General features: G+C 58.6%; 26 protein-coding genes. 16 read left to right on the forward strand and 10 right to left on the reverse strand.

What is annotated here, in order from left to right:
- Positions 1 to 4: 4 nt before the first annotated feature.
- Positions 5 to 1,531 (reverse strand): sugar ABC transporter ATP-binding protein, encoded by a 1,527-nt coding sequence (locus tag QLG07_RS03210; RefSeq protein ID WP_282468458.1) that lies wholly within the window; start codon positions 1,529 to 1,531, stop codon positions 5 to 7.
- Between the two features lie 334 nt (positions 1,532 to 1,865).
- On the opposite strand from QLG07_RS03210, the gene QLG07_RS03215 reads away from it, so the two are divergent.
- Entirely contained in the window at positions 1,866 to 2,663 is a 798-nt protein-coding gene (locus tag QLG07_RS03215) for an IclR family transcriptional regulator (RefSeq protein WP_048917509.1), read from the forward strand.
- 40 nt (positions 2,664 to 2,703) lie between these two features.
- On the opposite strand, the gene QLG07_RS03220 is transcribed toward QLG07_RS03215, so the two are convergent.
- Positions 2,704 to 3,612 carry a LysR family transcriptional regulator gene (locus tag QLG07_RS03220; RefSeq protein ID WP_187498762.1) on the reverse strand — a complete coding sequence of 303 codons (909 nt, stop codon included), beginning with the start codon at positions 3,610 to 3,612 and terminating at the stop codon, positions 2,704 to 2,706.
- A gap of 96 nt (positions 3,613 to 3,708) precedes the next feature.
- On the opposite strand from QLG07_RS03220, the gene QLG07_RS03225 reads away from it, so the two are divergent.
- The gene (locus QLG07_RS03225; protein WP_048917504.1) at positions 3,709 to 4,776 is read left to right on the forward strand and encodes an SDR family oxidoreductase; all 1,068 of its coding nucleotides are present in this window, start codon (positions 3,709 to 3,711) and stop codon (positions 4,774 to 4,776) included.
- Positions 4,777 to 4,914: 138 nt separating this feature from the next.
- Entirely contained in the window at positions 4,915 to 5,694 is a 780-nt protein-coding gene (locus QLG07_RS03230) for a Sua5/YciO/YrdC/YwlC family protein (protein ID WP_048917503.1), read from the forward strand.
- 85 nt (positions 5,695 to 5,779) lie between these two features.
- Here the strand turns inward: QLG07_RS03230 and QLG07_RS03235 are convergent, their stop codons facing one another.
- Positions 5,780 to 6,673 carry a LysR family transcriptional regulator gene (locus QLG07_RS03235; RefSeq protein WP_133624939.1) on the reverse strand — a complete coding sequence of 298 codons (894 nt, stop codon included), beginning with the start codon at positions 6,671 to 6,673 and terminating at the stop codon, positions 5,780 to 5,782.
- A gap of 136 nt (positions 6,674 to 6,809) precedes the next feature.
- On the opposite strand from QLG07_RS03235, the gene QLG07_RS03240 reads away from it, so the two are divergent.
- The gene (locus tag QLG07_RS03240) at positions 6,810 to 8,120 is read left to right on the forward strand and encodes an aconitase/3-isopropylmalate dehydratase large subunit family protein (RefSeq protein ID WP_282468459.1); all 1,311 of its coding nucleotides are present in this window, start codon (positions 6,810 to 6,812) and stop codon (positions 8,118 to 8,120) included.
- Positions 8,117 to 8,665 (forward strand): 3-isopropylmalate dehydratase, encoded by a 549-nt coding sequence (locus QLG07_RS03245; protein ID WP_282468460.1) that lies wholly within the window; start codon positions 8,117 to 8,119, stop codon positions 8,663 to 8,665. Before QLG07_RS03240 ends, QLG07_RS03245 begins: the two co-directional genes overlap by 4 nt.
- Before the next feature lies 1 nt (position 8,666).
- On the opposite strand, the gene QLG07_RS03250 is transcribed toward QLG07_RS03245, so the two are convergent.
- Complete coding sequence (locus QLG07_RS03250; protein WP_048917501.1) at positions 8,667 to 9,293, reverse strand: LysE family transporter; 627 nt, start codon at positions 9,291 to 9,293, stop codon at positions 8,667 to 8,669.
- Positions 9,294 to 9,905: 612 nt separating this feature from the next.
- Here QLG07_RS03250 and treF point away from each other — a divergent pair.
- From treF to QLG07_RS03265, 3 genes are all read left to right on the forward strand, one after another.
- Complete coding sequence (gene treF, locus QLG07_RS03255) at positions 9,906 to 11,540, forward strand: alpha,alpha-trehalase TreF (RefSeq protein WP_282468502.1); 1,635 nt, start codon at positions 9,906 to 9,908, stop codon at positions 11,538 to 11,540.
- 160 nt (positions 11,541 to 11,700) lie between these two features.
- Entirely contained in the window at positions 11,701 to 12,480 is a 780-nt protein-coding gene (locus QLG07_RS03260; protein WP_133624935.1) for an ABC transporter substrate-binding protein, read from the forward strand.
- Positions 12,481 to 12,492: 12 nt separating this feature from the next.
- Complete coding sequence (locus tag QLG07_RS03265) at positions 12,493 to 13,578, forward strand: DUF2817 domain-containing protein (protein WP_282468503.1); 1,086 nt, start codon at positions 12,493 to 12,495, stop codon at positions 13,576 to 13,578.
- A gap of 2 nt (positions 13,579 to 13,580) precedes the next feature.
- Here the strand turns inward: QLG07_RS03265 and QLG07_RS03270 are convergent, their stop codons facing one another.
- Together QLG07_RS03270 and QLG07_RS03275 are read right to left on the reverse strand one after the other, a co-directional pair.
- Positions 13,581 to 14,360, reverse strand: coding sequence for a phytanoyl-CoA dioxygenase family protein (locus QLG07_RS03270; RefSeq protein ID WP_282468461.1), 780 nt, complete (start codon positions 14,358 to 14,360; stop codon positions 13,581 to 13,583).
- Between the two features lie 104 nt (positions 14,361 to 14,464).
- Entirely contained in the window at positions 14,465 to 14,899 is a 435-nt protein-coding gene (locus QLG07_RS03275; protein WP_282468462.1) for an NUDIX hydrolase, read from the reverse strand.
- Positions 14,900 to 15,070: 171 nt separating this feature from the next.
- On the opposite strand from QLG07_RS03275, the gene QLG07_RS03280 reads away from it, so the two are divergent.
- From QLG07_RS03280 to QLG07_RS03290, 3 genes are read left to right on the forward strand one after another with little or no spacing between them, the layout of a single operon-like run.
- Complete coding sequence (locus tag QLG07_RS03280; protein ID WP_282468463.1) at positions 15,071 to 15,589, forward strand: sugar dehydrogenase complex small subunit; 519 nt, start codon at positions 15,071 to 15,073, stop codon at positions 15,587 to 15,589.
- Between the two features lie 28 nt (positions 15,590 to 15,617).
- Positions 15,618 to 17,207, forward strand: coding sequence for a GMC family oxidoreductase (locus QLG07_RS03285; protein WP_282468464.1), 1,590 nt, complete (start codon positions 15,618 to 15,620; stop codon positions 17,205 to 17,207).
- Positions 17,207 to 18,583, forward strand: a complete 1,377-nt coding sequence (locus QLG07_RS03290; RefSeq protein WP_282468465.1) for a c-type cytochrome — start codon at positions 17,207 to 17,209, stop codon at positions 18,581 to 18,583. Before QLG07_RS03285 ends, QLG07_RS03290 begins: the two co-directional genes overlap by 1 nt.
- Before the next feature lie 43 nt (positions 18,584 to 18,626).
- Here the strand turns inward: QLG07_RS03290 and QLG07_RS03295 are convergent, their stop codons facing one another.
- Positions 18,627 to 19,265: an RpiB/LacA/LacB family sugar-phosphate isomerase gene (locus QLG07_RS03295; protein ID WP_282468466.1), complete on the reverse strand. Its 639-nt coding sequence runs from the start codon at positions 19,263 to 19,265 to the stop codon at positions 18,627 to 18,629.
- A gap of 203 nt (positions 19,266 to 19,468) precedes the next feature.
- On the opposite strand from QLG07_RS03295, the gene QLG07_RS03300 reads away from it, so the two are divergent.
- Entirely contained in the window at positions 19,469 to 20,803 is a 1,335-nt protein-coding gene (locus tag QLG07_RS03300; RefSeq protein WP_282468467.1) for a VOC family protein, read from the forward strand.
- A 95-nt stretch (positions 20,804 to 20,898) separates the two neighbouring features.
- Here the strand turns inward: QLG07_RS03300 and QLG07_RS03305 are convergent, their stop codons facing one another.
- Positions 20,899 to 21,711, reverse strand: a complete 813-nt coding sequence (locus QLG07_RS03305; protein WP_282468504.1) for a Cof-type HAD-IIB family hydrolase — start codon at positions 21,709 to 21,711, stop codon at positions 20,899 to 20,901.
- Positions 21,712 to 22,025: 314 nt separating this feature from the next.
- On the opposite strand from QLG07_RS03305, the gene QLG07_RS03310 reads away from it, so the two are divergent.
- Positions 22,026 to 22,763 (forward strand): DeoR/GlpR family DNA-binding transcription regulator, encoded by a 738-nt coding sequence (locus tag QLG07_RS03310; RefSeq protein WP_048917487.1) that lies wholly within the window; start codon positions 22,026 to 22,028, stop codon positions 22,761 to 22,763.
- 253 nt (positions 22,764 to 23,016) lie between these two features.
- Entirely contained in the window at positions 23,017 to 23,682 is a 666-nt protein-coding gene (gene fsa / locus QLG07_RS03315; protein ID WP_282468468.1) for a fructose-6-phosphate aldolase, read from the forward strand.
- 5 nt (positions 23,683 to 23,687) lie between these two features.
- Here the strand turns inward: fsa and QLG07_RS03320 are convergent, their stop codons facing one another.
- Positions 23,688 to 24,062 (reverse strand): MarR family transcriptional regulator, encoded by a 375-nt coding sequence (locus tag QLG07_RS03320; protein ID WP_282468469.1) that lies wholly within the window; start codon positions 24,060 to 24,062, stop codon positions 23,688 to 23,690.
- On the opposite strand from QLG07_RS03320, the gene QLG07_RS03325 reads away from it, so the two are divergent.
- On the forward strand, positions 24,037 to 24,315 hold the full coding sequence (locus tag QLG07_RS03325) for an EamA family transporter (protein WP_282468470.1): 279 nt from the start codon (positions 24,037 to 24,039) through the stop codon (positions 24,313 to 24,315). The two genes, QLG07_RS03320 and QLG07_RS03325, sit on opposite strands and share 26 nt — an antisense overlap.
- Here the strand turns inward: QLG07_RS03325 and QLG07_RS03330 are convergent.
- The gene (locus QLG07_RS03330; RefSeq protein WP_282468471.1) at positions 24,260 to 25,489 is read right to left on the reverse strand and encodes an MFS transporter; all 1,230 of its coding nucleotides are present in this window, start codon (positions 25,487 to 25,489) and stop codon (positions 24,260 to 24,262) included. The two genes, QLG07_RS03325 and QLG07_RS03330, sit on opposite strands and share 56 nt — an antisense overlap.
- Before the next feature lie 100 nt (positions 25,490 to 25,589).
- Here QLG07_RS03330 and QLG07_RS03335 point away from each other — a divergent pair, with 100 nt between their 5' ends.
- Complete coding sequence (locus QLG07_RS03335; protein WP_048917483.1) at positions 25,590 to 26,528, forward strand: LysR family transcriptional regulator; 939 nt, start codon at positions 25,590 to 25,592, stop codon at positions 26,526 to 26,528.
- The last annotated feature ends 32 nt before the right edge of the window (positions 26,529 to 26,560 follow it).

Raw genomic sequence — 26,560 nt, forward strand, 5'->3', positions numbered from 1 at the left:
TCATTCAGGCGGTGGCGACAGGGGTTTCGTGGCTGGCAGAGGCCAGTTCGAGTAAGTTGGCAAAGGTGACGCGTTCATTTTTCAGTTCACCCACCACCTGACCACGGTTAAACACCAGCGCGCGGTTGCAGATATGGGCGATCTCTTCGAAGTCGTTGGAGATCACCAGCACCGCCACGCCGTCGGCCAGCGCTTTATTCAGCAGGTGGTAGATCTCTTCCCGTGCGCCGACATCGACGCCAGCGGTGGGATCTTCGAGGATCAGCAGCGGGGCATTGAGGTGCATCCAGCGCGCCATCACCACTTTTTGCTGATTGCCGCCGGAGAGGGCGCTGATGTCGAGGTTGACGTCTTTCGGACGGACATCGAACAGCTGCACTTTCCACCAGCTGGCCCCGATTTCGGCGCGGCGGCCGTAGCGTGACAGCAGGGCATGGCCGCTGGCGCAGGGATTAATAAACAGGTTTTCGCGCACGCTCATCGACATCACCAGGCTTTCGCCAGTACGGTCGCCTGCCACCAGAGAGATACCTGCGGCCATCGCCTGCTGCGGCGACTGCGCGTCATACCGTTTGTCCCGGAACTGAATGTTGCCGCCGCTGCGCTGGCGCAGGCCAAACAGCAGGCGACCAATCTCTTCCTGCCCGGCACCGCGCAGACCGGCCAGCGCCAGCATCTCGCCGGGTTGCAGGCTGAAGGAGACCGGGCCGACCTCATCAATACACACCTGGTCAAGAGCCAGTACCGGATCTTTGCCTGCCGGCAGGGCTTCACGCCGATCGCCGTCGATCGCTTCTCCGACGATCATTTCCACCAGATTGCGCAGGGTATACTGCGCCGTCATCCCGCCCGCCACCCGTTTGCCGTCGCGCATTACGCAGACGCGATCGGCAATCTCTATCACCTCATCCAGACGATGAGTGACGTAAATCATCCCGACCTTCTTACTTTTCAGATGGTTGATCACGCTGAACAGGTGGCGCACGTCGTTGGCGGGTAGCGAGGCGGTGGGTTCATCCAGCACCAGTACTTCGGCGTTGACCGCCACGGCACGGGCAATCGCCAGTAGGGATTTTTCGGTACGCGACAGCTCAAATACGCGGGCGTCCGGATCGAGTGCGATGCCGACTTCCTCCAGCGCCGCACGCGAACGTTCACGCACCGCGCGCCAGTCAATCAGCCCCAGACGGCGGGTAAATCCCATCACCAGCGCCATATTCTCCGCCACGGTCATCCACTCAATCAGCCCGAGATCCTGATGGATAAAAGCGATGGGCTGCTGGCGTGCGGTTTTTAAACTGGCAGCAGAAGCGATGCTGGTATGTTGAAAACGGATATCCCCGCTGTCGCGGCCATAGACTCCGGCCAGCACTTTGATCAGCGTGGACTTTCCGGCACCGTTTTCCCCCAACAGGGCGACCACTTCACCAGGGAAAACCTCCAGACTGACATCGTTAACAGCGATATTGCCGCCAAAGCGTTTGGTGATATGGCTCAGAGTAAGAACCGGCGTACCGGGTGTATGCTGCATGACAGCCTCCTGCAACTCCTGGTGGGCATTCAACGCGGCGTGATTGGGAAATAATCACCGCAATATTTCAATATGCGAAATCGAGTTTCAAAAATACTATTCTCAGTTGAAACGGAAAGCAAAGGAGTGGCTGTTTTATTTGTGTAATTAAAACAACAGGTTATTTTTGATGTTGTGGAATTGTGATGGACAGCGCACTTCTGCAGCGGGCGCCTGCGGGTGAAATTCTGCCTAAAACGGCGCTGAAACAGGGTTCCATGTTCACAGTGCAGGGTGCATGGGGTAACATCGGGCCACTCCCCGTTGCGGGGCAGGAACTTAAGGGGAAGTGTGGATGAGCGTGAAGGACGATAAGAAAGACAAGCCGCTGGGCACCCAGAGCCTGTTTCGTGGCCTTCAGTTGATTGAACTGTTAAGCAACTATCCGAACGGCTGCCCGCTGGCCACTCTGTCTGAGCTGTCCGGGATGAATAAAAGTACGGTACACCGCCTGTTGCAGGGGCTGCACAGCAGCGGCTATGTGACTCAGGCACCGTCGCCGGGCAGTTATCGTCTGACCACTAAATTTATCTCCGTCGGGCAGAAGGCGCTCTCGTCGCTGAACGTGATCCACGTTGCGGCGCCGCATCTGGAAAAACTCAATCTTGAGGTCGGTGAAACCGTCAACTTCTCCAGCCGCGAAGATGACCATGTGATCCTGATTTACAAGCTGGAACCGACCACCGGCATGATGCGGACCCGCGCCTATATTGGCCAGCATATGCCGCTTTACTGCTCGGCAATGGGCAAGATTTTTATGGCCTGGGGCAGCGAAGATTATCCCGCGCAGTACTGGCAGAGCCATCAGGACACTATCCAGCCGCTAACGAAAAATACCATCACCACGCTGCCAGAGATGCTGGACGAGCTGAAAAATATTCGTCAGCAGCAGACGGCGATGGACCGCGAAGAGAACGAGTTGGGCGTTTCCTGTATTGCCGCGCCGGTGTTTGATATTCAGCAGCGGGTGCCGTTCGCGGTATCGGTATCGTTACCGACGGCGAAACTGCAGCAGATTGGGGTGAAAAAACTGATGGCGCCGGTGGTGGCGACCGCCAAAGCCATCTCCGCCGAATTGGGCTTCCACGGTTAACGCATCATCCCGGGGCGGCCCGTGTTGCGGTCGCCTCGCTTTATTCAATTCTTAATTTCTCCAGCGTGTTCAGCAGGGCATCCACCTTTGGCGTCAGCTGCTTTTTACGTGGCCACACCACGTACAGCGGCAAACCCGGCACGCTCAGCTCCGGCAGGAATGGCACCAGCTCGCCATTGGCTAACTGCTCTTCCATCAGCCACGTTGCCATCTGCGCCACCCCCAAACCCGCCATTACCGCTGCGCGCTGCGCTTCGCCATCCCCTAAAGCCATGCGGTGCGCCACGGTGCGCGTGGTGACCCGACCGTCCGGTGAGGTGACGTGCCACGGGCTGGTACTGCCGTCGCCGCGGTAATAGACAATCGCCCGGTGCTGCTCCAGCTCGGCCAGCGACTGCGGCGTGCCGTGCTGAGCCAGGTAAGCGGGCGAAGCGCAGAAGATCAGCCGCTCGCAGCCCTGGTAACGTACGCTGAGGGAGGGGGGATAGTTGCCCGGCCCGCCGATGCGGATCGCCACATCCACCCCTTCCTCAAACAGATCGACAAAGCGGTCGGAGAACGACAGGCTGAGCTGCATCTCAGGGTATTGCAGGCAGAACTGGTTGAGCAGCGGCAGCACGTGCAGGCGGCCGTAAGTGTGCGGCACCGTCAGCATCAGGCGCCCGACCGGGATGGTGCGCTGGGCGGCCAGCACCGCTTCGGCTTCCGCCAGTTCGTTCAGCACGCGGGTACAGGTATCATAAAATGCCTGTCCGGCGTCGGTCAGCGCCAGGCTGCGGGTGGTGCGCTCGAACAGCCGCGAGCCGAGCCGCTCCTCCAGCCGCGCGACACTCTTACTCACCGCCGAACTGGTCAGATGCAGGCTCTCCGCCGCCGCGGTAAAGCTGCCGTGTTCCACGGTGGCAACAAACGGGGTTATCCCGCGCAGACGATCGTCAGATAGCGCCATTCATTCCTCCAGTTCATTAATCCTGTGAATTTATACCTGAGATGAGAATTATATTCTCTATTAAGCTTAACCCATCAACCGAACAGGAGAGAACCTATGCAACAACGAGCTTTGATTGTCGGCGTCAGTGGCGTCACCGGAAGTGCGCTGGCGGAACGTCTGCTGGCTGAGGGCTGGGCGGTTTACGGGCTGTCGCGCGGGCGGACTCCGGTCGCTGCAGGCGTGCAATCGCTGACTGCTGACCTGACCGATGCCGCTTCCGTACAGTCCGCATTACAGGGCGTGGTAGTGGATAAGGTGTTCTTCAGCGCCTGGGCGCGCCAGGAAACTGAAAAAGAGAATATCCGCGTCAACGGCGGCATGGTGCGTAACGTGCTGAGCGCGCTGGGTGACTCGCTGAAGGGCGGCCATGTGGCGCTGATCACCGGTCTGAAACACTACCTTGGCCCGTTTGACGCCTACGGTAAAGGGGCAGTGCCGCAGACGCCGTTCCGTGAGGAGCAGGGCCGTCAGCCGGTCGAAAACTTCTACTACGCGCAGGAAGATGAGGTGTTTGCCGCCGCAGAGAAATACGGTTTCAGCTGGAGCGTACATCGCCCGCATACGGTAATTGGTTTCGCCGTCGGCAATGCGATGAACATGGGCCAGACGCTGGCGGTGTATGCCAGCCTGTGTAAACAGAGCGGGCAGCCGTTTATCTTCCCTGGCTCGAAAGCGCAGTGGGAAGGGGTTAGCGACATGACCGACGCACGGCTGCTGGCCGACCAGCTGTTGTGGGCCGCGACCACGCCGTCGGCGCAGAATCAGGACTACAATGTGGTCAACGGCGACGTGTTCCGCTGGCAGTGGATGTGGGGCGAAATTGCCGACTACTTCGGTATCGAAGCCGCGCCGTTCAGTGGCGAAATGCAGCCGCTGGAAGGCCGGATGAACGACGCCCCCGCTCAGTGGCAGGCGCTGGCGCAGCAGCACGGGCTCAAGCAGGACGATGTGACTAAGCTGGCCTCCTGGTGGCACACCGATGCCGACCTCGGTCGCCCGATGGAAGTGTTCACCGACGTCAGCAAAAGCCGTCAGGCCGGGTTCACTGGCTATCAGCCAACGCGTGAGGCGTTCTTCGAACTGTTCGATCGCCTGAAAGCCGAGCAGCTGATCCCGCGCTGAGAGGCAACGGTTGTTTCCTGATGGAAACAATCGTGCGCTTTGATAGTTTATTGTTGCGCTGAAAACTGGCTGTGGCAGGATGGTTTCAACGGGTGATTACCCACTTATATTGAAACGAATCTGAATTAAGGGTCTGCTATGAACGATAAAGTTGTTAACTGGAATGGTGGCTTACAGCCGGAAGCCGTGAAGATCCTGTCTGCTGAAGGCGGCATGATCGTCTGCCCAACCAAAGTGGGCTACATCATCATGACTTCCGATGCCAAAGGTCTGGAGCGCAAATTTGACGCCAAGCAGCGTAACCGTAACAAGCCGGGCGTCGTGCTGTGTGGTTCTCTGGCGCAGCTGAAAGAGCTGGCGCAGCTGAACCCGGAAATCGAAGCGCTGTATCAGCAGCACTGGGACAAAGACGTGCTGCTGGGCTGCATCCTGCCGTGGAAAGAAGAAGCGGTTGCGCGTATCCCGGATGACGGTTCTAAAGATCTGATGATGGACCGCCGCCAGACCAGCTGCTTCGTGATTAAGTTCGGTACCCCGGGCGAAAATCTGGCGAAAGAGCTGTGGGAAAACCACGGTAAATTCTCCTTCGCCAGCTCGGCCAACCCGTCAGGCAAAGGCAACCGTGGCCTGGTAGAGGGCATCGGTGAGCGCATTGAGCAGCACGCTGACCTGATTATCGCGGCCAACGACTATGTGAAATCTATCCAGCCAAACGAGTCTGAAAAGACCCGCTATGAGCAGGGTGTGATGGTGGCGATGGTTGATGATAATGGCAAACTGGTGCCAGAGCAGAAGGGCGAGCGCAATATTACCCCTTGCCCGGTACTGATCCGTAAAGGTCTGGACGTGGATAAGATTATGTCGATGATGTCGGATATCTTTACCACCTGGGATTACCGTCACGGCAACTATTATTAATCTTCTGTCGAAGATGAATAAAGGGCTGACCGAAACAGAAGGTCAGCCCCTACTGTAGAGGGCGATCTTCTTGTGATCGCCCCTTTTATTCCTGCAACGCCTTCTGCAAATCTTCAATAAATAATCTCACCCGTGGCGAAATGAAATTATCGCTCTTCACCAGAATATACGATTTATAAATATCCATTTCCCAGTCGGGTAATATCTGCACCAGCCTGCCGCTTTCTACCGCTTCCTGCGCAATATAACTCGGTAAATAAGCAATGCCGGTCTGCGCGACCGCCGAATTTAACAGGGCGATACTGTTGTTGGCGCGAAAACGGCTGCGCACCTCAATATCTTTCTTCTGCTTTTCCTTACGAAACGGCAATGAAATGGTGTGGGCGGGGCCGCGGAACAGAATAAAATCCTGGCGCGGCAGGTCGTCCGGGCTGGCGATGGCATTCAGCTTACTGAGATAGCCCGGCGCGGCATAAAGTCCCCAGGCAATATCAATGAGCGGTCGGTAGTGGCGGTGATCCGGCAGGTCGCGGGTGATGGCAATGGCGATATCAAAATGGTCATCTTCCAGATTCACCGGGCGGTCGGTGAGATCGAGGTCAATGCTGACGTGGATATTGCCCGCCACAAAGCTATTAAGCACCGGTACAATGCACTGGCAGCCAAAGGTGACCGGGGCCACCACGCGCAGGCTGCCGGTTGGCTCCTCATGGAACTGGCGGATAAACAGGTCTGCGCTTTTCACCTCGTGCAGAATGCGGTAGCAGTAGTGGTAATAGGTCATACCGACTTCCGTCACCTGAATGCGCCGCGTGGTGCGCTGCAGCAGCTTCGCCCCGAGACGCACTTCCAGCGCCGAGATCTCTTTACTCACCGAGGATTTTGCCAGCCCGAGCGTCTTTGCCGCTTCGGTATAGCTCAGCGTTTCCACCACCCTGGCAAAAATAATCATCCCGTGCAGGTTTTCAAAATCGCTCATTATTATCCCGGATTGTTTTCAGGCGGAAACAGTGCGCGATATTAGCATATTCCACGTTTGCTGCGCAGGGAAAAGCGCTATGGTGATTAAAATTCATTTACTCCCCGGTAATCTCACAACGTAGAGAGTTAATTTAATGGGTCAGACAATTAGCCAGAAAATACTCGCCCGAGCCAGCGGGCGCGAAAGCGTCACGCCTGGAGAAATAGTTTGGGCAAAGGTCGATATATTAATGTCGCACGATCCCTGCACGCCCGGTGTCGCCAGCGTATTTAAAAAAGAGTTTGGCGCCCAGGCTAAAGTCTGGGATGCGCAACGTTTTATTATGATCCCGGACCACTTTGTCTATTCTGCTGATGCGCAGGCGAATCAAAATATCCGCGTGATGCGCGAATTCGCCGCGGAGCAGGGAATTAAATACTTCTACGATGTGGGTACGCCACAGTACAAAGGCGTCTGCCACATCGGGCTGGCGGAAGGGGGGCATACTCGTCCTGGTGAAGTGCTGCTCGGCACCGATTCGCACACCGTAACCGCCGGGGCGTTTGGCTGTTTTGCTATTGGTTTGGGGATTACCGATGCTGCCTACGCGCTGGGCACAGGCGAGATCCCGCTGAAAGTGCCCTCCACTATTCGTGTTAACTACCACGGCGAACAGCCCGCCCACGTGCAGGCGAAAGATCTGATCCTCGCGCTGATGGCGGAGCTCACGGTAGACGGTGCAACCTATGAAGCGATTGAGTTCGGCGGCAGCGTGGTGGAGGCGATGTCGGTCGATGAGCGTATGACGATGTGCAATATGGTGGTGGAGTGCGGCGCGAAAAACGGCATTATGGTGCCGAACCAGGCGACGCTGGATTATCTGGCCGGGCGCACTGATATCCCTTATCACGTGGTCGAGGCCGATGCCGATGCCTGCTACAGCCGGGTGGTGGAGTTTGATGTCTCGACCATGCAGCCGCTGGTGGCAAAACCGCACTCGCCGGATAACGTCGTTACGGCTGACAGTCTGAAAAATGTTGCTGTCTCACAGGCTTATATTGGCTCCTGCACCGGCGGCAAGCTGGCGGATTTTCACGCGGCTGCGCAGGTACTTAAAGGACACCAAGTGTGCATTCCCACCTTTGCCGTTCCGGCGACCAAAGAGGTATTCCATCAGCTGATCGCGACTCAGATCGACGGCCAGTCGCTGTATCAGATCCTCTGCGACGCGGGTGTGCAGCTCTCTGCTGAAGCCGGATGCGCCGCCTGCTGCGGCGGCCCTGCCGATACCTTTGGCCGGGTGAATGACCCGATATCGGTGATCTCCACCACCAACCGCAATTTTGTCGGACGCATGGGCCACAAGCGGGCCTGCATTTATCTTGCCTCACCTTATTCCGTCGCGGCGGCGGCAGTGACGGGCACCATTACCAACCCGCTGGGCATGACAGGAGCAGCACAATGAACGCCATTATTCAGGGTGCGGTGTACGTACTGGGTGACAATATCGATACCGATCAGATTCTGAGTGCCGAATTTCTTAAGGTCAATCCCTCCACGCCGGAAGGCTACGCGCAGCTGGGAGCACTGGCGATGTGCGGCCTGCCGGAAGGTGCCCAGCCGTTTATTGATGCCGTCAGCGGGCGCAGCGCCTATCCGATCATCGTGGCTGGAAAAAATTTTGGCTGTGGGTCGTCGCGGGAACATGCGGTGGTGGCGCTGGGTGCGGCGGGGGTAAAGGCGGTGCTGGCACAATCCTATGCGCGTATCTTCTTCCGTAACTGTGTGGCCACCGGGGAGCTACTGCCGGTGGCCTGTGGCCAGGCGTTATACCGGCAGTTATGCACCGGCGACCGGATAACCATTGATACCGTCACGCAGAGCGTGACGCTGGAGGCAACGGGGGAGCAACTGGCGATCGACCCGGTAGGGGAGCTGGCGAGTATCGTTGATGCGGGCGGGCTGTTTGCCTTTGCCCGCGCCAGCGGACGCATCAAAACCGCCGGGTAAATTACTTCGCCGAGATGGCCAGTGCGCCACCGGCAAAGACGAACAGGCTGCCCGTTGAGCGGTTGAGAATGCGCAGACGGCGGCGGCTGGCGAAGACGCCCGACAGGCGGCGACCGGCGCAGGCATAGCTGAACATAATGCTGCAATCCAGCACCGCCCAGGTGATGGCCAGCGTGGCGAACTGCAGGGCGTGCGGCTGGCTGGCATCGATGAAGTTCGGGAACAGCGCGGCGAAGAACAGCAGATCCTTCGGGTTGCTGATGCCGACGGTGAAGCCTTTGCGGAACAGACGAAATGCCCCTGGCGCCTCTTCCATTTCGCTGGTGCTGACCGCCGTCGGCTCGCTGTTATCGCGCCAGGCAGCAATGCCCAGCCAGATCAGATAGGCAGCGCCCACCACTTTCAGCACGGTAAAGGCGGTGGTTGAGGCGGCGAGGATCGCGCCCAGACCCAGCGCGGAGGCCGTCATCAGCATCATTGCGGCCAGTACGCCACCGCTGACGGTCGCCAGCGCCTGCCTGCGGCCATAGCGCAGGCCGTGGGTCATGCTGATCAGCGCCGAAGGGCCGGGAATGGCAATCAGTGCGGCAATCACACCGGTGTACGCCAGCCAGAGTTGAAGCGTCATGAAAAAAATCCTTTAATTTACAACCCTCTGCCTGAGAGTCTCAGCGTTAGGGGAATGGGGTTCAGAGTAAAGCCTTTCGAAGGCGCAATAGTTTATTTTCCCGGCGATAAGAAGTAAATCTCCGCCGTAAGAAATATCCCGATTCAGATGTAGGATTGTGCTGAGTATTGTCTGAAACCTCAGTTCGGCGCCCGATTTGCAACTTTTACACCGGTGTAACACGCGGGCGGGTAACGGCTCGGCAAGGGTCATCTCGACCTGTTCAGCGGAATGTGAACTAATTGTCTGTTCATATTGAAGATTATGGCGCGCTGCGCGAATTTACGCTGTTTTATCAGTTGGGCTTCTCAGCGGGATAACTCGCTGTAATAAATCAATTAATTCATTGAAATTAACACTACGATTAACATTGTCAGTTTATGTTTATTTTCCCGTAATACTTCCCCTGGCTGTCAATAAATTAAGGGAAATTCGCCTTCTGTTTATTTTTTGAAATATCTCTTCATTAAGAGTAATAGAAACATCGGGTTGCGTCGCGAGACTGCGGTACTATAATAGGTTGCTTATTCACCAAGCGACTTTGTCGGACTTTTTCGGCATCAGGAGGTTCTTATCACTTTCAACCAAAACGAAACGCTGATTGACAATAACCATACTGAATATGAAGCCTGGTATGATGATTATGAGTCGGGTCCAGAGGCGGGGGTTGAACCGCAGCCGGAGCCGATTCGTGGGCTGCCCGCCCCGGACATCCTCACCCCGTCAGACCGTTATCAGGATCTGTTCGAGGCGGTGCAGATGTCGCGTATTTTCCCCGACAGCAAAACCTTTGCCGACTGTGCGCCGAAGATTGAACCGGAGCGCATCCTGTATCGCTATTATCTGGAACGCGAGCAGCAGCAGTTCGACCTGCGGAAGTTTGTGCTGGAGAATTTCGATCTGCCGGGGACTTATGACAGCCGCTATGTGTCTGACCCCACCAACACCATGGCGCAGCACATTGATGCGCTGTGGCCGGTACTCACCCGTCAGCCGCAGAAGCACAGTGAGTTCTCCTCCCTGCTGCCGCTGCCAAAACCCTATGTGGTGCCGGGTGGTCGCTTTAGTGAGACCTACTATTGGGACTCATACTTCAGCATGCTGGGCTTTGCGGCGGCAGGGCGCTGCGATCTGATGCGCAATATGGCTGATAACTTTGCGTGGATGATCGACAAGTACGGCCATATTCCTAACGGCAACCGGACCTATTATCTCAGCCGCTCGCAGCCGCCGGTGTTCGCCATGATGGTCGAGCTGTTTGAGAAGAACGACGTGCATGAAGCGGCGCACTATCTGCCGCAGCTGAAAAGCGAATATGCGTTCTGGATGGACGGGCAGGAAAACCTGCAGCCGAATCAGGCCTATCGCCACGTGGTGATGCTGCCGGACGGCTCGGTGCTGAACCGCTACTGGGATGACCGCGACACGCCGCGCGACGAATCCTGGTATGAGGATGTAGAGACGGCCCGCCAGTCGTCACGCCCGGCGAGCGAAGTCTACCGCGACCTGCGTGCCGGGGCGGCTTCCGGCTGGGACTATACCTCGCGCTGGCTGAGCGAGCCTGGCCGTCTGGAGAGTATCCAGACCACCAGCATTGTGCCGATCGATCTGAATGCGTTCCTCTACAAGCTGGAAACCACCATTGCGCGCCTGTCGGCCAGCAAAGGCGACCAGGCGACTGCGGATCGCTATCAGCAGCTGGCGCTGACGCGCCGTGAAATCGTTGATAAGTATCTGTGGGAAGAGGATACCGGCCTGTATCGTGACTATAACTGGCGCGATGGCGAAAAGGCGTCGTTCTCTGCCGCTGCGGTAACCCCGGTGTATGTCGGCATGTCGAGCCTGGATCAGGCGACGCGCACCTCGAAAGCGGTGCGGAATTATCTGCTGGCTCCGGGCGGCATGCTGTGCAGCATGGAAGTGACCGGCGAGCAGTGGGACAGCCCGAACGGCTGGGCGCCGCTGCAGTGGCTGGCGGTGAAAGGCTTCAACAGCTACGGCGAAGAGCTGCTGGCGCAGGAGATTGCCAGCCGCTGGCTGAAAACCGTCGGTGCGACCTATGACCAGCACCATAAGATGGTGGAGAAGTACAACATCAGCGGTGATGCCGCGCTGCTGGGCGGCGGCGGTGAGTATCCGCTGCAGGATGGCTTCGGCTGGACCAATGGCGTGACGCGCCGCCTGCTTGAGATGTATCCACAGCTGTAATGACCCCGGGGCGGCACGCTGTCGCCCCGTTTAATTTCCCCGCGCATCATAAAAGTGGCTTATAAACGGCCGCGCTTTCATAAGACAAATGCTTTATTTCTTGATGTGAAATCATGCTATTACTGGTGCTTAACCCTATAAAGCTCCCGGAGATCGTGGCATGAAAAAACTGACTTTAACCGCGCTGGCACTGTTGGCGGGGTTTAGCGCTTCGGCATTTGCCGCTGAAGAGCTGCGCTTCGGCGTCGATCCGACTTTCCCACCGTTTGAATCTAAAGCGCCTGATGGCTCGCTGCAGGGTTTTGATATCGATATGGGTAACGCTATCTGCCAGCAGATGCAGGTGAAATGCGTCTGGGTGCAGACCGGCTATGACGGCATCATCCCGGCGCTGCAGGCGCGTAAATTTGACGCAATTCTCTCGGCCATGGCGATGACCGAAAAGCGCCGCCAGCAGGTGGCCTTCACCGATATGCTCTACAACACGCCGAGCGCACTGCTGACGCGTAAAGAGAGTAAGCTGCTGCCGGAGCTGGCATCGCTGAAGGGCAAAACCGTCGGCGTGGCGCAGGGCACTACCCAGGAAGGCTACGCGAAAGCGATGTGGGGCAGCCAGGGCGTGGAAGTGATTAGCTACCCCAACCAGTCCGAGATTTATCCGGATCTCGCTTCGGGGCGTCTCGACTCCACCTTTACCAGCGCGGCATCCGCCGAATCGGGCTTTCTGAAAACCCCTCAGGGTGCCGATTATCACATTGCCGGTAAACCGCTGTATGACCCGAAATACTTCGGTGAAGGCGTGGGGATTGGGCTGCGTAAAGATGACACTGCGCGCATTGCCAAAATTAACGCGGCGATGGCCGAGCTGCATAAAAACGGCACCTACGACCAGCTGTCGAAAAAGTACTTCAGCTTTGATGTTTACCACCGCCCGGAGTAGACCATGACGCAGATAACACTGCCCGATTATCGCCAGCAGCGGGCGCGCTTCCTGGCGGCCGTTGGGCGGCTGGGCGGGGCAATCACTGGCTATCCGCACCCGCTGGCAGGACCGCAGGGCGAGGCACTCTCAACCGAGGTGGCGGTGATTGGCCGGGCCGATGCGCCGCAGGTAATGCTGGTGGTTTCCGGCACGCACGGCGTTGAAGGGTATTATGGCTCTGACAGCCAGATCGCCTGGCTCGATGCGCTCGACGGCAGTTCGCTGCCGCCGCACGTGGCGCTGGTGATGGTGCATCTGATCAATCCCTGGGGCACCGCGCACCTGCGCCGCGTCAATGAAGATAATGCTGACCTGAACCGCAACTTTATCGATTTCAGCGCGGCTATTCCGCAAAACCTGGCGTACCCGCCGCTGCACAGCATTTATCGCTGTCAGGATATTGATGGCCCCGAGCGCGCTGCCGCCGATATGCAGATGGCGCAGAAGTGTGCCGAGATGGGCTGGAGCGGCGTAAAGCGGATTGTCGAAGCCGGCCAGTATCAGTTTGCCGACGGCATTTTCTACGGTGGCTGCGAGCCCAGCTGGTCGCAGCGCACGCTGCGTCAGATTATTGCGAATCATCTGCAAATGGCGCGGCGGATTATCAGCTTCGATCTGCATACCGGCGCGGGGGCTTACGGCCATCCGATGCTGTTAGCCATTGCCGAGCGCCCTTATGCGGCGCTGGAGCAGGCTAAGCAGCTGTTCGGCGAGTGGCTGACGGTGATCCTGACCGGTGACAACCGCGACAGCGAAACCGGGGTCACCGCGACGGCAACCGGCTATCTGTCACAGTTTATGCTCGACCAGTTACCGGACACCGAACTGCTGCAGCTGGTAGTAGAGTGCGGCACCTACGAAGGGCGGGAGATGCATCGCCGGGTGCGCGACGATCACTGGCTGTATCTTTACGGCGAGCCGCTTAGCGAGCAGGGCATCGCGCTGAAAAAGCAGCTGTTTGAGGGGTTCTATCCGGCGGATGAAGACTGGCGAGCGCTAACGGCACTGCGCACCCGCCAGATCTTCCAGCGCGGTTGGGATGCCCTGATCGGCTAAGGTTACAGGCGCCCGTAGAAGGTCATGCGGGCGCTTTCCGACAGCGCAATATCCGGCTGGGCATTGTAAGCCAGCACCACCAGCATGCGCGTGGTATCGCCTTCCGTTGGTGAGACGCGATGCAGCGCATTACGCCCGCGGAACAGCACTAAATCCCCCGGTTCAATCGCCAGCTGCTGTACCGCACGTTCCCCGTCCAGCACTTCGGCCACCCCGGCAAAATTCATTTCACCCGCTTCCGCATCACGCAAATGGCTGACGTACTCAAACACGCCGCCCGCCTCGGGTTTCTGGATCAGCAAAGTAATAGCAAATGAGGAGTTATCAAAGTGCCAGCCCAGTTCCTGCCCGGTATGCGCGTAGTGCAGGTTGATAGAGGAGAGCGTGTCGGCATAAGGATAGAGCTGCTGTTCCTGCAATACCCCGCAGAGAAAGGCCTTAAACACCGCCGAGTCGTACAGGGTACGCAGCGGGGAATCAGCCGGGATCTCTTCATCGGTGATGCAGCCTTTCGACGAGACCACCTGACGGTTGCGCGGGTGGTTGTCAGCATAGTGCGCATCGGGCTTTTGCAGATAGACGTTGTGCTGGCTGGCAGCGTAGAACGCCAGCTGCTGATTTTCATCGCCTTCCTGCTTAATCGCGGCCAGCGCATCCGCAGTCAGAAAACCGCGCAGCACCAGCGCGCCGTCCCTGGCCAATTGCTGCTGGCAGTGGGCGATATAGTCAGCATCGTCAATCGGGTGGGTAGTGAGGTTAAGCAGCGGGGCAAGAGGGTTCATCGCGTTCTCATCGGCAGAATGGGGATAAACCAATGTAAAGCTTTGCCCGACGAGTTGCTACGGGGTGTGGCTGATTTTTCATCAGATTATCACCGGCGCTATTTTCATTTCCTCGCTTTCGTAGGGTCGCCCTCGCTCAGCGCGTTGAGATCGGTTTCTGCCAGCAGTGATTGCAGCGGGGCGAACAGCGGCTGCGGCAGAGCGCCTACGTCAAACCACTGCCAGCCTTCACATTTTTCCGGTTCCAGGCGCTGCGGCGTGCCTTCGGCGTCGTAATTAAGCATAAAAATCGTGACGTAATGTTTCTGCTCACGGCTGAAAAAGTCATTTGTAAAGGGACCATTAATGCATTTCCCTAAGGTTAATCCGGTTTCTTCGGCTACCTCCCGCGCGGCGCACTGCTGCGGCGTCTCGCCATACTCCAGATGCCCGCCGGGGGCTGACCAGTCGCCGGCACCGTGGCTGCCGCTGCGTTTCCCCAGTAACAGCAGGCCATTGCGGAATATCAGGACGCCAACGCCCACTCGTGGATAGGTCATATTTACTCCTCGCGATGATGTTTTAAGCTGCCTCAGCCTGCAATCAGCCGCGGGCTGAAATTAGACTGGAGTATCAGCCACGCTTAACTATTGCCCTAATTTACAATCCATTTACAAATCCGCCTGCGTAGTGTGAAACTGGTCACAATTTTTCAAACCAGGCATCCATTTATGTTAACACGCAGGACACTCATCACTTCCGGTGCGGCGCTGCTGGGCATGGCGGTACTCAACCCGTCCCTCTCCTGGGGCGCCGCGCCTGCCGCTTCGAGCGACAGCCATATTTTTTACCGTATCTCGCTGTTATTAACCGGGCGCACGCAGCTTAGCCCGCTGGTTTCAGAGCGCGCACTGCACTGCCTGGCGGCGGAAGATGCGCAATTTCCAGCCCATCTTCAGCAGCTGAGCAGCGCGTTGCAGAGCGCGGGCATCACTCAAGCGGACCAGCTTAACGGTCATGCGCTGATGCAGGGGGCCAGCGGTGACACGATCAAAACCATTATCTCAGCCTGGTATCTCGGCTACACCGGTACGCCAGTTGCGCTGCGTGCCGTTGATAATACCCGTTTTGTCACCTACACCGATGCGCTGATGTATGCCCCGACGCTGGATGCCACCGTCATCCCGACGTATTCCCGTGGTCATACCAATTACTGGACCCAGCCGCCAGCAACAATAAAAAACGATTAACTCTTTCTCTTTTAATGCGAGCACCACTATGAGCCAACAATACGATGCCGATGTGATTGTCGTCGGTTCCGGCGCGCTGGGCAGTAATGCCGCCACTACGCTGGCCCGCATGGGCAAATCGGTGATTATTCTGGAAGCCGGAGAGAAGATCCCGCGCTGGAAAATCGTCGAAAACTTCCGTAATTCGCCAAAAAAAGGCAACTATAACTCGCCGTACCCGAACGAGCCCTGGGCGCATCAATCTTACGACGAACAGTATATTGAAAATACCGGTTCGTTCGACTTTCGCCCCGGCATGCTGAAGCTGGTGGGCGGCACGACCTGGCACTGGGCGGCAGCCTGCTGGCGCTATCTGCCGAATGATATGAAGCTGAAAACTCTTTACGGCGTCGGTCGCGACTGGCCGATGGAGTACAGCGAACTGGAGCCGTATTACCAGAAGGCGGAAGAGGCGCTCGGCGTGTGCGGCAGCGATACGGACGACCAGAGCGGCCAGGGCGGCAGCGCCTTCCCGCCGCGCTCAAAACCGTACCCAATGGAGCCGGAAGGCGAAACCTATATTTTCCAGCGCCTGAAAAGCCGCCTCAACCCGGCCGGGTACAACTTTATCCATGAGCCTAATGGCCGCGCCACCCGTCCTTATGACGGTCGCCCGGCGTGCAGCGGCAACAACAACTGCATGCCGGTGTGCCCGATTGGCTCGATGTACAGCGGCGACAAGCACGCGCAGCACGCGGAAGATGCCGGGGCGCGCCTGCTGACCGACTCCACCGCGTGGAAGCTGGAAAAAGGCGCCGACGGTAAGATTGTGGCGGTGCACGTACGCAGTTCAAAAGGTGTCGATACGCGCCTGACGGCGAAATATTTTATCGTTGCCGCACACGGGCTGGAAACGCCCAAGCTGCTGCTGATCTCGGATGTCGCCAACAGTTCCGATCAGGTTGGGCGTAACCTGATGGACCACACCGGCATGGGGCTGCAGTTCCTTGCCGATGAGCCGCTGTGGCCCGGCCGGGGAGCGGTGCAGCAGGGCGGCATCTTCAACTATCGCGACGGCGACTTCCGCAAAAAACACGCCGCCATCAAACACGCCATGTCGAACAACGTGCCGAATATGGCGGTGGCGCAGCGGCTGATCGCCAAAGGGGTCATCGGTAAGGCGCTCGACGAGCAGATCCGTCACCAGGCCGCACGCTGGGTGGATATCTCCACGGTATTTGAGATCCTGCCGCACGCCACCAACACCGTGCGCCCGAGCAGCACGCGCAAAGATGCCCTCGGCATCCCGATGCTGACGGTGCATTACGAGGTGGATGATTACGTCAAGGCGGCGAAAAACGTGGTAGATGCCGACTATCGCCGCTTCGTCAGCCTGATGGGCGGAGAAGTGGTGGAGGACAACACCGGCTGGCAGAACCGCGACCACCTGATGGGCACGGTGATCATGGGCGCTGACCCGAAAGATTCGGTGGTCAATCACGAATGCCGCAGCTGGGATCACAGCAATCTGTTCCTTGCGACGACGGGCGTTATTCCGGCTTCCGGAGTCATCAACCCCACGCTGACCGGCGTGGCGCTGAGTATCCGCATGGCGGAAATCATTGAGAGGGAGATCTGATGATGAAAACGCTTCTGACTACTCTGCTGCTGACCTGCGCTTTCAGCGCGGCGGCGGCTGATGCACAGCCTGACCCGGCGCTGATTGCCCGCGGTAAGTACGTGGCCGTCGCCGCCGACTGCGGCGCCTGCCACCGTCAGACCGCTGAGAACGGCGCGCCGTTTGCCGGGGGCTACGCCATCGACTCGCCGATGGGGCGCATTATTGCCAGCAATATCACCCCGTCGAAGCAGTTCGGCATCGGCAACTACACGGAACAGCAGTTCGCCGACGCGCTGCGCAAAGGGGTGGCCGCCGACGGCAGTAATCTCTACCCGGCGATGCCGTACACCGCCTATCAGGGGATGACCGATGAGGATATCCGCGCGCTGTACGCCTACCTGATGCACGACGTAAAGCCGGTCGAGCAGGCTCCGGCGGAGAAAACTCAACTGGCGTTCCCGTTCAATATTCGCCAGATCATGTGGGGCTGGAACCTGCTGTACCGCGACGATAAGCCTTTTAAACCGCGGGCCGATCTCAGCGCGCAGCTCAATCGCGGTAAATATCTGGTCGACGTGCTGGCCCACTGCAGCACCTGCCATACCCCGCGCAACCTAATGATGGCGGAAGAGAGCAGCCGCTATCTGGCGGGCAGCCCGCTGGGTGGCTGGTACGCCCCCAATATTACGCCGGATAAATCAGGGATTGGCGACTGGAGCCAGCAGGATATTGTCACCTATCTGAAAACCGGCCACCTTGAGGGCAAAGCGCAGGCGGCGGGTGCGATGGGCGAAGCGGTGGAGCACAGCTTCCAGTACCTGCCGGATAACGATTTGCAGGCAATTGCCGCGTGGATCAAACAGGTCCCCGCGCAGCAAAGCCCGCTGGCGGTCACCGCTGATAAACCGGCTGCAACCGATATCAACGCGGTGATTAGCGGGCAGGGCGACCAGGCTTCGCTGGCGGACAGCGCCACCACCGACGGTGCGGTGCTATACAGCGGCGCCTGTTCCAGCTGCCATGGCCGGACGGGCGAGGGCACGAAGGATAACTTCTACCCGTCGCTGACCCACAACAGCGCGGTCTCCGCCGCCACGCCGAACAACCTGGTGATGACCATCGTTGACGGCATTCATCGTAAAAGCCGCGATGCGGACGTGGGCATGCCAGCGTTTGCTACCGAGCTGAACAACGCGCAGATTGCCTCGGTCACCCGCTATGTGCGCAGCCACTTTGCCGGAATTAATGATGAGTTAACGGCCGATGAGGTGGCCCAGCTGCGTCAGGGCGGGCAAGCGCCGCTGATTGTGCGTTACATGAACTGGCTGATTGCCGGAGGCGTGGTGCTGGTCCTGCTGCTCCTCTTCGCGCTGCTGCGCCTGCGCAGGCGCTAACCTCGCCAAACCATGAGCGGACCGTTCTGGTCCGCTTCTCTCTCTAACGCAGACGTTCCTGCACAAAATCACGGATGCTGCTCTCCTGACAGTGTTCAAAGAAGCAGTGCTGGAAGCGTTCCCCGGAAATCGCCGTTTTCACCAGCTCCGGGTCAATGGCGCGCAGCGTATCGAGATAGTTATCTTTGATCACCGCGGCCTTCACCTGGTTGAGGATCCCGGCGTTGCGCACCTGTGGCTCTTTGCGCTCCGGTGGGTAACCCTGACCTTTGGCACCGGCGAAGGCCTTCTCAAAGATAAAGCGCAGGTTCAGCTCCGCGCCCCAGCCAAAACCTTTAGCGAACGGCAGCGACAGCGCATTGCCATTGTTGATCTGGGCAAATAAATAGGCATCCGCCGGGTCGATGCAGTAGCCGCACACCACGCCGGGGTGAATATTGAGAGAGACCAGCGCGCCCTGACCGGTGCCGCACCCGGCGATGACAAAATCCACGGCTTTTGAATTCAGTAGCAGGCTGGCCATAATCCCCAGGTGGATGTAGGTCAGGTGGTGATCCTGCTCATCGCTCATGCCGACGTTATACACCGGGAAGTCCTGCTGGGCGGCAACCTGCTGCAGTTCATTCAGCACGATGGCGTTCTTCGCGGCCTGGCTGTTTTCCATCATCAATGCAATTTTCATCCGGTCTCTCCTGATTAAGCGGGTCGTGATGTCAGGTGAGTGTAGTGCGGCCCGCCGAAGAGCTCAAGTAAAAGTAAAACAGTGTTTCATTTTTGTGATTTAGCTATCTCATCCCCCGATGAGATCAAATTCTGTGATGAAACTATCACTTAGCTCGCAGCGGCATGACTATCCTGCGGGTGGGACTTTTCAGGAGAACAGTAATGAGCGACCGGTTTATCAGCGCGGACCATATTCGTGACCGCTTTTCCAAAGCGATGTCGGCGATGTACCAGACGGAAGTTCCTCAATATGGCACGCTGTTGCAGCTGGTGCGTGAGGTGAATCAACAGGTTTTACAGCAGCACCCTGAGCAGCTGGCAGCGGTGCAGTGGCAGCAGGAAGTGGAGCGGCTAAGCGTGGAGCGTCACGGCGCTATCCGCGTCGGCAGCGCGCAGGAGTTAGCGACGCTGCGCCAGGTGTTTGCGGTGATGGGCATGTCGGCGGTCGGCTATTACGACCTGTCGGCGGCGGGCGTGCCGGTGCACTCCACCGCGTTCCGCCCGGTGGAAGAGCGCGCGCTGCAGATCAATCCGTTTCGCGTGTTTACCTCGCTGCTGCGCCTGGAGCTGATTAGCGATGACGCGCTGCGCCAGCGGGTCAGTGAGATCCTGCAACAGCGCGATATTTTTACGCCGCGCCTGCGCGAGCTGCTGGCGCAGTGGCAGCAGGAGGGCGGGCTGGGGGATGATGATGCCGATGAGTTTGTGCGCCAGGCGCTGGAAACGTTCCGCTGGCACCAGCAGGCCTCGGTCGATCTCAGCACCTATAACACCCTGCTGGCGCAGCACCGGCTGATCGCCGACGTGGTCTGCTTCCGCGGGCCGCATATCAACCATCTGACGCCGCGCACGCTGGATATTGACCGCGTGCAGCAGCTGATGCCGGAGTATGGCATCACGCCGAAGGAGACCATAGAAGGACCGCCAGCGCGCAGCTGCCCGATCCTGCTGCGTCAGACCAGTTTTAAAGCCCTGAACGAGGCGATTGATTTCAGCGACCGCACGGCCGGCACGCATACGGCGCGCTTTGGCGAGATTGAGCAGCGCGGCGTGGCGTTAACCCGTAAAGGACGCGAGCTGTACGACCGCCTGCTGCGCGAGGCCGCAGCGGAAAAACACAGCGATAACGCCAGCCATCAGCAGCATCTCAGCGCGGTGTTCGCTGCCTTCCCGGATGATGCCGCAACCTTACGGCGCGAGCAGCTGGCGTGGTATCGCTACCGGCGTAATCAGCAGGTCAGCGCGCAGCCGGGCGAAGATCTGGAAAGCCTGATTGCCCGTGGCGCGGTGACGGCCGAGCCGATTATCTACGAGGATTTTTTGCCGGTGAGTGCGGCAGGGATTTTCCAGTCGAATCTGGGCGGCGATGCCAGTTCAGTGGGCAGCGGCAACCCCAGCCAGGCGGAATTTGAACGGGCGCTGGGCGTGGCCGTGATTGATGAGTTCAGCCTTTACCAGCAGCTGCAGCAGGACTCAATCGATAATTTGTTCCGTTAAGGGGCACGCCCACCACGGGGCGAGCGGAAAAATGGTCGGCCCCTACAACACACTGCATTCGTAGGGGCGGACCTTCTTTTTCGGTCAGCCCGTTTTTAGAGGTTAAACGGATGGCTTCCGGCCAGCACGCGCTCAATCACATTGAGCGCACCTTGCTGATTGTTACTCTCGGTGTGATACCCCGCGACCTTTTTCACCCCGGGCTGGGCATTATCCATGGCAAAGCCAAAGCCGGCGTGGGCCACCATTTCGATATCATTGCCGCTGTCGCCGACCGCCACCACTTCCTCATCGGCAATCTGCCACTGACGCTGCAGCAGCTTCAGCCCGTGGGCTTTATGTACGCCGGGTATGATCAGGTCGACAAAGCCAAAGCCGCTGGAAACCGGGGTGACGATACCCTCCAGCGCATCCCCGATATGCGCCATCAGCTCGGGGATCTTCTCGTCATTCAGATTCAGGGAGAACTTAAAGATGGTGTCATCCAGCGCGGCAAAATTCTCTCGCAGTTCAAGGCGATGATAATGCTTAGCCATCAGCGCCAGCAGCGGTTGCGGGGTGGTATCAAGCATGTACGCGCTGCGCGGTCCGCACACCACGGCATGGATATAGGGAATGCCCGCCAGCACTTCCAGCACGCGCCGCAGATGCGCATCGCTGAGCGCACCACAAAACAGCGTTTTACCCTTATCCACGATATTCGCCCCATTTTCGGCGATAAAAGCGATCTCATCGCGGATTTCTGGGAAGAAGCTAATCAGCTGGTAGTACTGGTTGCCGCTGGCCACCACAAACTTGATTCCCCGCTGCTTTAGCTGCTGATACTGCTGCAAAAATCGCGCCTTGTTATAGCGCTTATTATCGTCGAGAAAGGTGCCGTCCATATCCACAGCAATCATTTTAATCATCACGCCAGCCCCAGGTTGAAATAAACAGAAGATAAACCCTGCCTATCATCGGGGAAAAACATACAGTGAAAAAGAGGTCGTTTTTGCCGATGGCTTCCCCTTTTCAACCGCAACACAGGCTGTTATCTGACGCCGGTAGCGATTTTAATCCCCCTGACAGGGCATCAGCAGCAAAAGAGGATAGGTTAGAAATATCTGAGTAAAAAAAGAGGCATCGAACAACGCCGTGGAAAGAGATTGTGAATCCGCAACGGCTTTCATAATATGAAAATCACGCTTTATTTTGAAACATCCTGTCACGTCATGGAGCAGAAATGAAAGAGAGACAGCGGCGCATTCTCGATCGGGTAGAAGAGAAAGGTAAAGTCAGCATCAGCGAGCTGGCGCGTCTGTCCGGGGTTTCCGGGGTGACGATCCGTAAAGATCTCGCGGAGCTGGAGAGCCTGCACTATCTGAGCCGCGCCCACGGTTATGCGGTGTCGCTGAACGACCTCAGCGAACGCGTCAGCAGCAACTTTACTACCAAAGAGGCGATGGCAAAACGGGCGCTGACGCTGCTGGAGGAGGGCGATACGCTGTTTATTGAAGCGGGCAGCAGCAATGCGCATTTCGCCCGTGAGATTGGCCGCTCCGGGCTGGATGTCACGGTGGTCACGCCCTGCGTTTATGTGGCTAATGAACTGAAAAACTGCCATCAGGATGTGGTGCTGATCGGTGGCGTGCTGCAAAAACGCAGCGAGTGCCTCGTCGGGCCGCTGACGCATCTGTGCATCAATAACATCAATTTTAACAAGGTATTCATCGGCATTGATGGCTACCACCCGAACTATGGCTTCACCGGCCGCGATATTATGCGCGCAGAGAATATCCGCCTGGCAATTGAGAAAGGCGTGCAGAACTTTGTCATCGCCGAGTCGGCGAAATTCGGCAAGCTGTTCCCTTATAACGTGGCGAAGCACAGCGATATCGACACGGTGATTACCGATGCGGGCCTGCTGCTGAACGTCGAAACGGCGCTGACGCAGCAGGGCGTGACGGTGATGAAAGCCTGAAGCTTTCATAAAACGTAGCCTGAGTGACTCAATCCTGCCGCAGATGAAAGCGCGCTTTCACTTATTGCAGGTGGCAGTGGATGTAACACCATTAATCAGTTAATTTTCATAGAGATACATCGCCATTCGCGCATTTAATTTGCGCATGTGGAAGCGTGATGGCGATCAAATTTAGCCCCCAGGATTTCATTTATCTTGCTGTGAAACAAAATAGCTTTCATTTGAAAGGTAAACTGGCTTCCCGGAGGGTGTGATGGAATTTTATTTAGATACCGCTGACGTCGGCGTGGTGAAACGCCTGGCGGCGATCCTGCCGATCAAAGGGGTCACCACCAATCCCAGCATTGTGGCACGCAGCAGGCGTCCGCTCAGCAGCGTGCTGCAGGAGCTGGTCTCAATCCTGCCTGCTGACAGTACGCTGTTTGCTCAGGTGATCGCCCACGATGCCGCGGCGATGGTGGATGAGGCGCTGCAGCTGCGCGAAGCGGTGCCGGAACTGGTGGTGAAAGTGCCGGTGACGCATCAGGGGCTGACGGCGATTAAAGCGCTGACGCAGCAGAATATCCCGACCCTGGGCACGGCAGTATACGGTGCCGGACAGGGGTTTTACGCGGCGCTGGCCGGGGCGAGCTATATCGCACCCTATGTGAACCGCATCGATGCGCAGGGCGGAGACGGCGTTGCGCTGGTGAAGGAGCTGCAAACCCTGCTCGGGCTGCACTGCCCGCACAGTAAAGTGCTGGCGGCCAGCTTCCGCACGTCGCGCCAGGTGCTCGACTGTATGCTGGCGGGCTGCCAGGCGATCACCGTCGATCCCGACGTGGCCGAGCTGTTCCTGCTCGATCCGGCGGTCGACAGCGCGCTGCAGCGCTTCGATCAGGACTGGTCTGCGGCCTACGGTAGCCTGCAGCTGTCGTAGATCTCTTACTCGCTGGCGAGGTGCTGTTCCAGCTTTGCCAGCAGCGCCACCAGCTGCTGCTGCTCATCATCACTCAGGGCGGTCAGCATCGCTCTCTCATTTGCCACATGCTTGCCCACCAGCTCATCAATCAGCTGAAACCCGCTGTCGGTTAACTGCACGTGCACCGAACGGCGGTCGCCAACAATCGGCACGCGGATAAGGTGGCCGTGCTTCTCCAGGCGATCGAGGCGGCTGGTTAGCGTGCTGTTGTTGATCATCAGGGCGCTGACAATCTGCGACGGGTTCAGTGCGTAGGGCGCGCCGCTGCGGCGCAGGGTAGCGAGAATATCGAATTCGCTGCTGACGGAGTCCTTGCCGGCAGCGCTGACCCTGACCAATCTGCTTGGCTATGCCTGGGTGGCGATCCCCGGTTCGCTGTGCGCCTACTGGCTGTGGTTTGCCGGCGCCGAGTCAAACCCCCCGGTGGTGATGTCGCTGCTGGGGTTGCTCAGCCCGCTGGTGGCGCTGATCATCGGCTATGCGCTGCTCGACCAGACGCTGAACGCCAGCCAGCGGGTGGGTGCGCTGCTGATTTTCAGCGTGGTGCTGATGGTGCAGTGGGGCAACGCGCGGCGCGTCCCTGCATCCTGACAATAAAGCTGCCCGCGCCTGCCAGCGTCAGCAGCGCCACCACGCCAGGCCAGCCCGCTTTTTCCAGCATCAGGCTGCCGAGCGCTGAGCCTATTGCCATGCCGATAAACACCCCGGTGAACATCAGCGCATTGAGACGGCTGCGGGCGGCCGGTTCCAGGCCGAAAATCAGCGTCTGGTGCGATACCAGCGTAGCCTGCACGCCGAAATCAAAGCCGATGGCGGAGATGACAATCAGCGCCAGCTGCGCAGGTACCGGCAGCAGCGGCAGTAAGAACAGCGCCGCGAAGGAGACGGTCGCCAGCGCGGTGCTGAACTGCGTCACCAGCGCCGGGCCGCGGCGGTCGGCCATGGCGCCGGCCAGCGGAGCCGCCAGCGCACCGGCAGCGCCGGCGAGGCCAAATGCTCCCGCCGTGGCGCTGCCAAGCCCGTAGTGGTTATGCAGCATAACCGCCAGCGTCGACCAGAAAGCGCTGAATCCAACCGACAGCAGCCCCTGCGCCAGCGCGGCGCGGCGCAGTTCGCCATGCTGGCGCCAGAGATGGCGCATTGAGGCCAGCAGCGCCGGGTAGCCCAGACTGGTGCTCGGGGCGATATGCGGCAGGCGGCGCCATAAAATCAGCGTCATCATCAGCACCAGCGCGGCCGCGAGGATAAACATCACGCGCCAGCCAAAAACCTGCGCGACCAGCCCGCTCACCACGCGCGACAGCAGAATGCCAAGCAGCAGCCCGGTCATCACCGTGCCGACGGTTTTACCGCGCTGCGCTTCCGGTGACAGGCTGGCCGAGGCCGGAACAATATCCTGCGCCATGGTCGCGGTAATACCAATGGCCAGGCTGGCAGCCAGCAGCACCATGATGTTGCCCGCGGCGGCGCTCAGCAGCAGCGCCAGCGTAAGTAGCACGCCCTTGATGGTGATGATGGTGCGGCGATCGTGACGGTCGCCCAGCGGAGCCAGCAGTAAGATACCCAGCGCGTAGCCCATCTGCGTCAGCGTCGGCACCAGGCCGCTGGCGGTGACGCTGGCGTGCAGATCGCCGGATAAAATCGCCAGCATCGGCTGGCTGTAATAGATGGATGCCACGCTAAAGCCCGCGCCGCTGGCTAACATCAGCACGGTGCGGCCGCTGAGCGGTGGAGGAGTGAGTGATGCGCCGGAGAGGGTCGACATGGTGTGTAGCCTGTTAGTCAGTGGTGGATGCCGCTATTGTCCGCTGCGCAGGTGACGCTGGGTAGTCGCCTGGCGAGTAAAACTGTTATACGATGAGCGTATGAACAAATCTTCTCTTGCTGGCACGGACCGTATAGAACTGATGCAGACCTTCGTGCGCATCGTTGAAGCAGGCAGCCTGTCTGCGGCGGCCGCACGTCTGGAAACCAGCCAGCCGACCATCAGCCGCCGCCTGCAGGCGCTGGAAAAGCTGCTCGGCCTGAAGCTGGTGCAGCGCACCACGCACGTCATGAAGCTGACCGAGGACGGCGAACGCTGCTATGCGCATGCGAAAACGCTGCTGGAGAGCTGGCAGGGGATCGAGGACGATCTGCGCGGCGTCACCGAGGAGCCGCAGGGCGTGCTGCGCGTGCTGGCTCCGCACGCCTTTGGTCAGGACCAGATGATCGCTCCGCTGCAATCCTATCTGCAGCGTTACCCCAAAATGACCGTCGACTGGATGCTGAGCGACCGCCGCCCGGACTTTATTGCCGAGGGTATCGACTGCGCGGTGCACGTCGGCCCGGTAACCGATCCGTCGGTGGTGGCCCTGCTGGTGGCGGAAGTGCCGCGTATTGTGATCGGCACCCCGGCGCTGCTGGCACAGCGGCCGCTGCCGCGCCATCCCCAGCAGCTGCAGGACCTGCCGTGGCTGTCGCTGAGTATTTTCTATCGCCACAGCGTGACGCTCAGCCATGAGCAGAGCGGGGAAACGCAACGTTTTGATATTCAGCCACGCCTGATGACCGACAGCCTGTACGCGCTGCGCAATGCGGCGCTGGCGGGGATGGGGGTGGGCATTGCCTCGTCGTGGGTGGTGGCAGAGGATATTGCGCGCGGTGAGCTGCTGCATCTGGCCCCCGAGTGGCAGGCTTCCGCGCTGCCGGTTTATCTGGTTTATCCGCACGCGCGCTACTACCCGGCGCGTTTACGCATGTTTCTGGCGCTGATGAAAGAGGTCATGCCGGCGCTGAGCGGGACTCAGCACCCGGGAAGATAGAAGGGCGCCCGTCAGGAGCGCCCGTTAAGCGG

This window comes from Erwinia sp. V90_4 (genome assembly GCF_029967685.1).
GTDB lineage: Bacteria > Pseudomonadota > Gammaproteobacteria > Enterobacterales > Enterobacteriaceae > Erwinia > Erwinia aphidicola.

What these genes read in the sequence shown, in the direction of transcription:
- QLG07_RS03300 (WP_282468467.1), top strand. Translation starts at nt 19,469, where the DNA reads ATGAGCGACCGGTTTATCAGCGCGGACCATATTCGTGACCGCTTTTCC.
- QLG07_RS03295 (WP_282468466.1), bottom strand. Translation starts at nt 19,265, where the DNA reads ATGAAAATTGCATTGATGATGGAAAACAGCCAGGCCGCGAAGAACGCC.
- QLG07_RS03330 (WP_282468471.1), bottom strand. Translation starts at nt 25,489, where the DNA reads ATGTCGACCCTCTCCGGCGCATCACTCACTCCTCCACCGCTCAGCGGC.
- QLG07_RS03250 (WP_048917501.1), bottom strand. Translation starts at nt 9,293, where the DNA reads ATGACGCTTCAACTCTGGCTGGCGTACACCGGTGTGATTGCCGCACTG.
- QLG07_RS03215 (WP_048917509.1), top strand. Translation starts at nt 1,866, where the DNA reads ATGAGCGTGAAGGACGATAAGAAAGACAAGCCGCTGGGCACCCAGAGC.
- QLG07_RS03230 (WP_048917503.1), top strand. Translation starts at nt 4,915, where the DNA reads ATGAACGATAAAGTTGTTAACTGGAATGGTGGCTTACAGCCGGAAGCC.
- QLG07_RS03240 (WP_282468459.1), top strand. Translation starts at nt 6,810, where the DNA reads ATGGGTCAGACAATTAGCCAGAAAATACTCGCCCGAGCCAGCGGGCGC.
- QLG07_RS03290 (WP_282468465.1), top strand. Translation starts at nt 17,207, where the DNA reads ATGATGAAAACGCTTCTGACTACTCTGCTGCTGACCTGCGCTTTCAGC.
- QLG07_RS03260 (WP_133624935.1), top strand. Translation starts at nt 11,701, where the DNA reads ATGAAAAAACTGACTTTAACCGCGCTGGCACTGTTGGCGGGGTTTAGC.
- QLG07_RS03225 (WP_048917504.1), top strand. Translation starts at nt 3,709, where the DNA reads ATGCAACAACGAGCTTTGATTGTCGGCGTCAGTGGCGTCACCGGAAGT.
- fsa (WP_282468468.1), top strand. Translation starts at nt 23,017, where the DNA reads ATGGAATTTTATTTAGATACCGCTGACGTCGGCGTGGTGAAACGCCTG.
- QLG07_RS03275 (WP_282468462.1), bottom strand. Translation starts at nt 14,899, where the DNA reads ATGACCTATCCACGAGTGGGCGTTGGCGTCCTGATATTCCGCAATGGC.
- QLG07_RS03280 (WP_282468463.1), top strand. Translation starts at nt 15,071, where the DNA reads ATGTTAACACGCAGGACACTCATCACTTCCGGTGCGGCGCTGCTGGGC.
- QLG07_RS03335 (WP_048917483.1), top strand. Translation starts at nt 25,590, where the DNA reads ATGAACAAATCTTCTCTTGCTGGCACGGACCGTATAGAACTGATGCAG.
- QLG07_RS03235 (WP_133624939.1), bottom strand. Translation starts at nt 6,673, where the DNA reads ATGAGCGATTTTGAAAACCTGCACGGGATGATTATTTTTGCCAGGGTG.
- QLG07_RS03270 (WP_282468461.1), bottom strand. Translation starts at nt 14,360, where the DNA reads ATGAACCCTCTTGCCCCGCTGCTTAACCTCACTACCCACCCGATTGAC.
- QLG07_RS03310 (WP_048917487.1), top strand. Translation starts at nt 22,026, where the DNA reads ATGAAAGAGAGACAGCGGCGCATTCTCGATCGGGTAGAAGAGAAAGGT.
- QLG07_RS03305 (WP_282468504.1), bottom strand. Translation starts at nt 21,711, where the DNA reads ATGATTAAAATGATTGCTGTGGATATGGACGGCACCTTTCTCGACGAT.
- QLG07_RS03210 (WP_282468458.1), bottom strand. Translation starts at nt 1,531, where the DNA reads ATGCAGCATACACCCGGTACGCCGGTTCTTACTCTGAGCCATATCACC.
- QLG07_RS03245 (WP_282468460.1), top strand. Translation starts at nt 8,117, where the DNA reads ATGAACGCCATTATTCAGGGTGCGGTGTACGTACTGGGTGACAATATC.
- QLG07_RS03220 (WP_187498762.1), bottom strand. Translation starts at nt 3,612, where the DNA reads ATGGCGCTATCTGACGATCGTCTGCGCGGGATAACCCCGTTTGTTGCC.
- QLG07_RS03285 (WP_282468464.1), top strand. Translation starts at nt 15,618, where the DNA reads ATGAGCCAACAATACGATGCCGATGTGATTGTCGTCGGTTCCGGCGCG.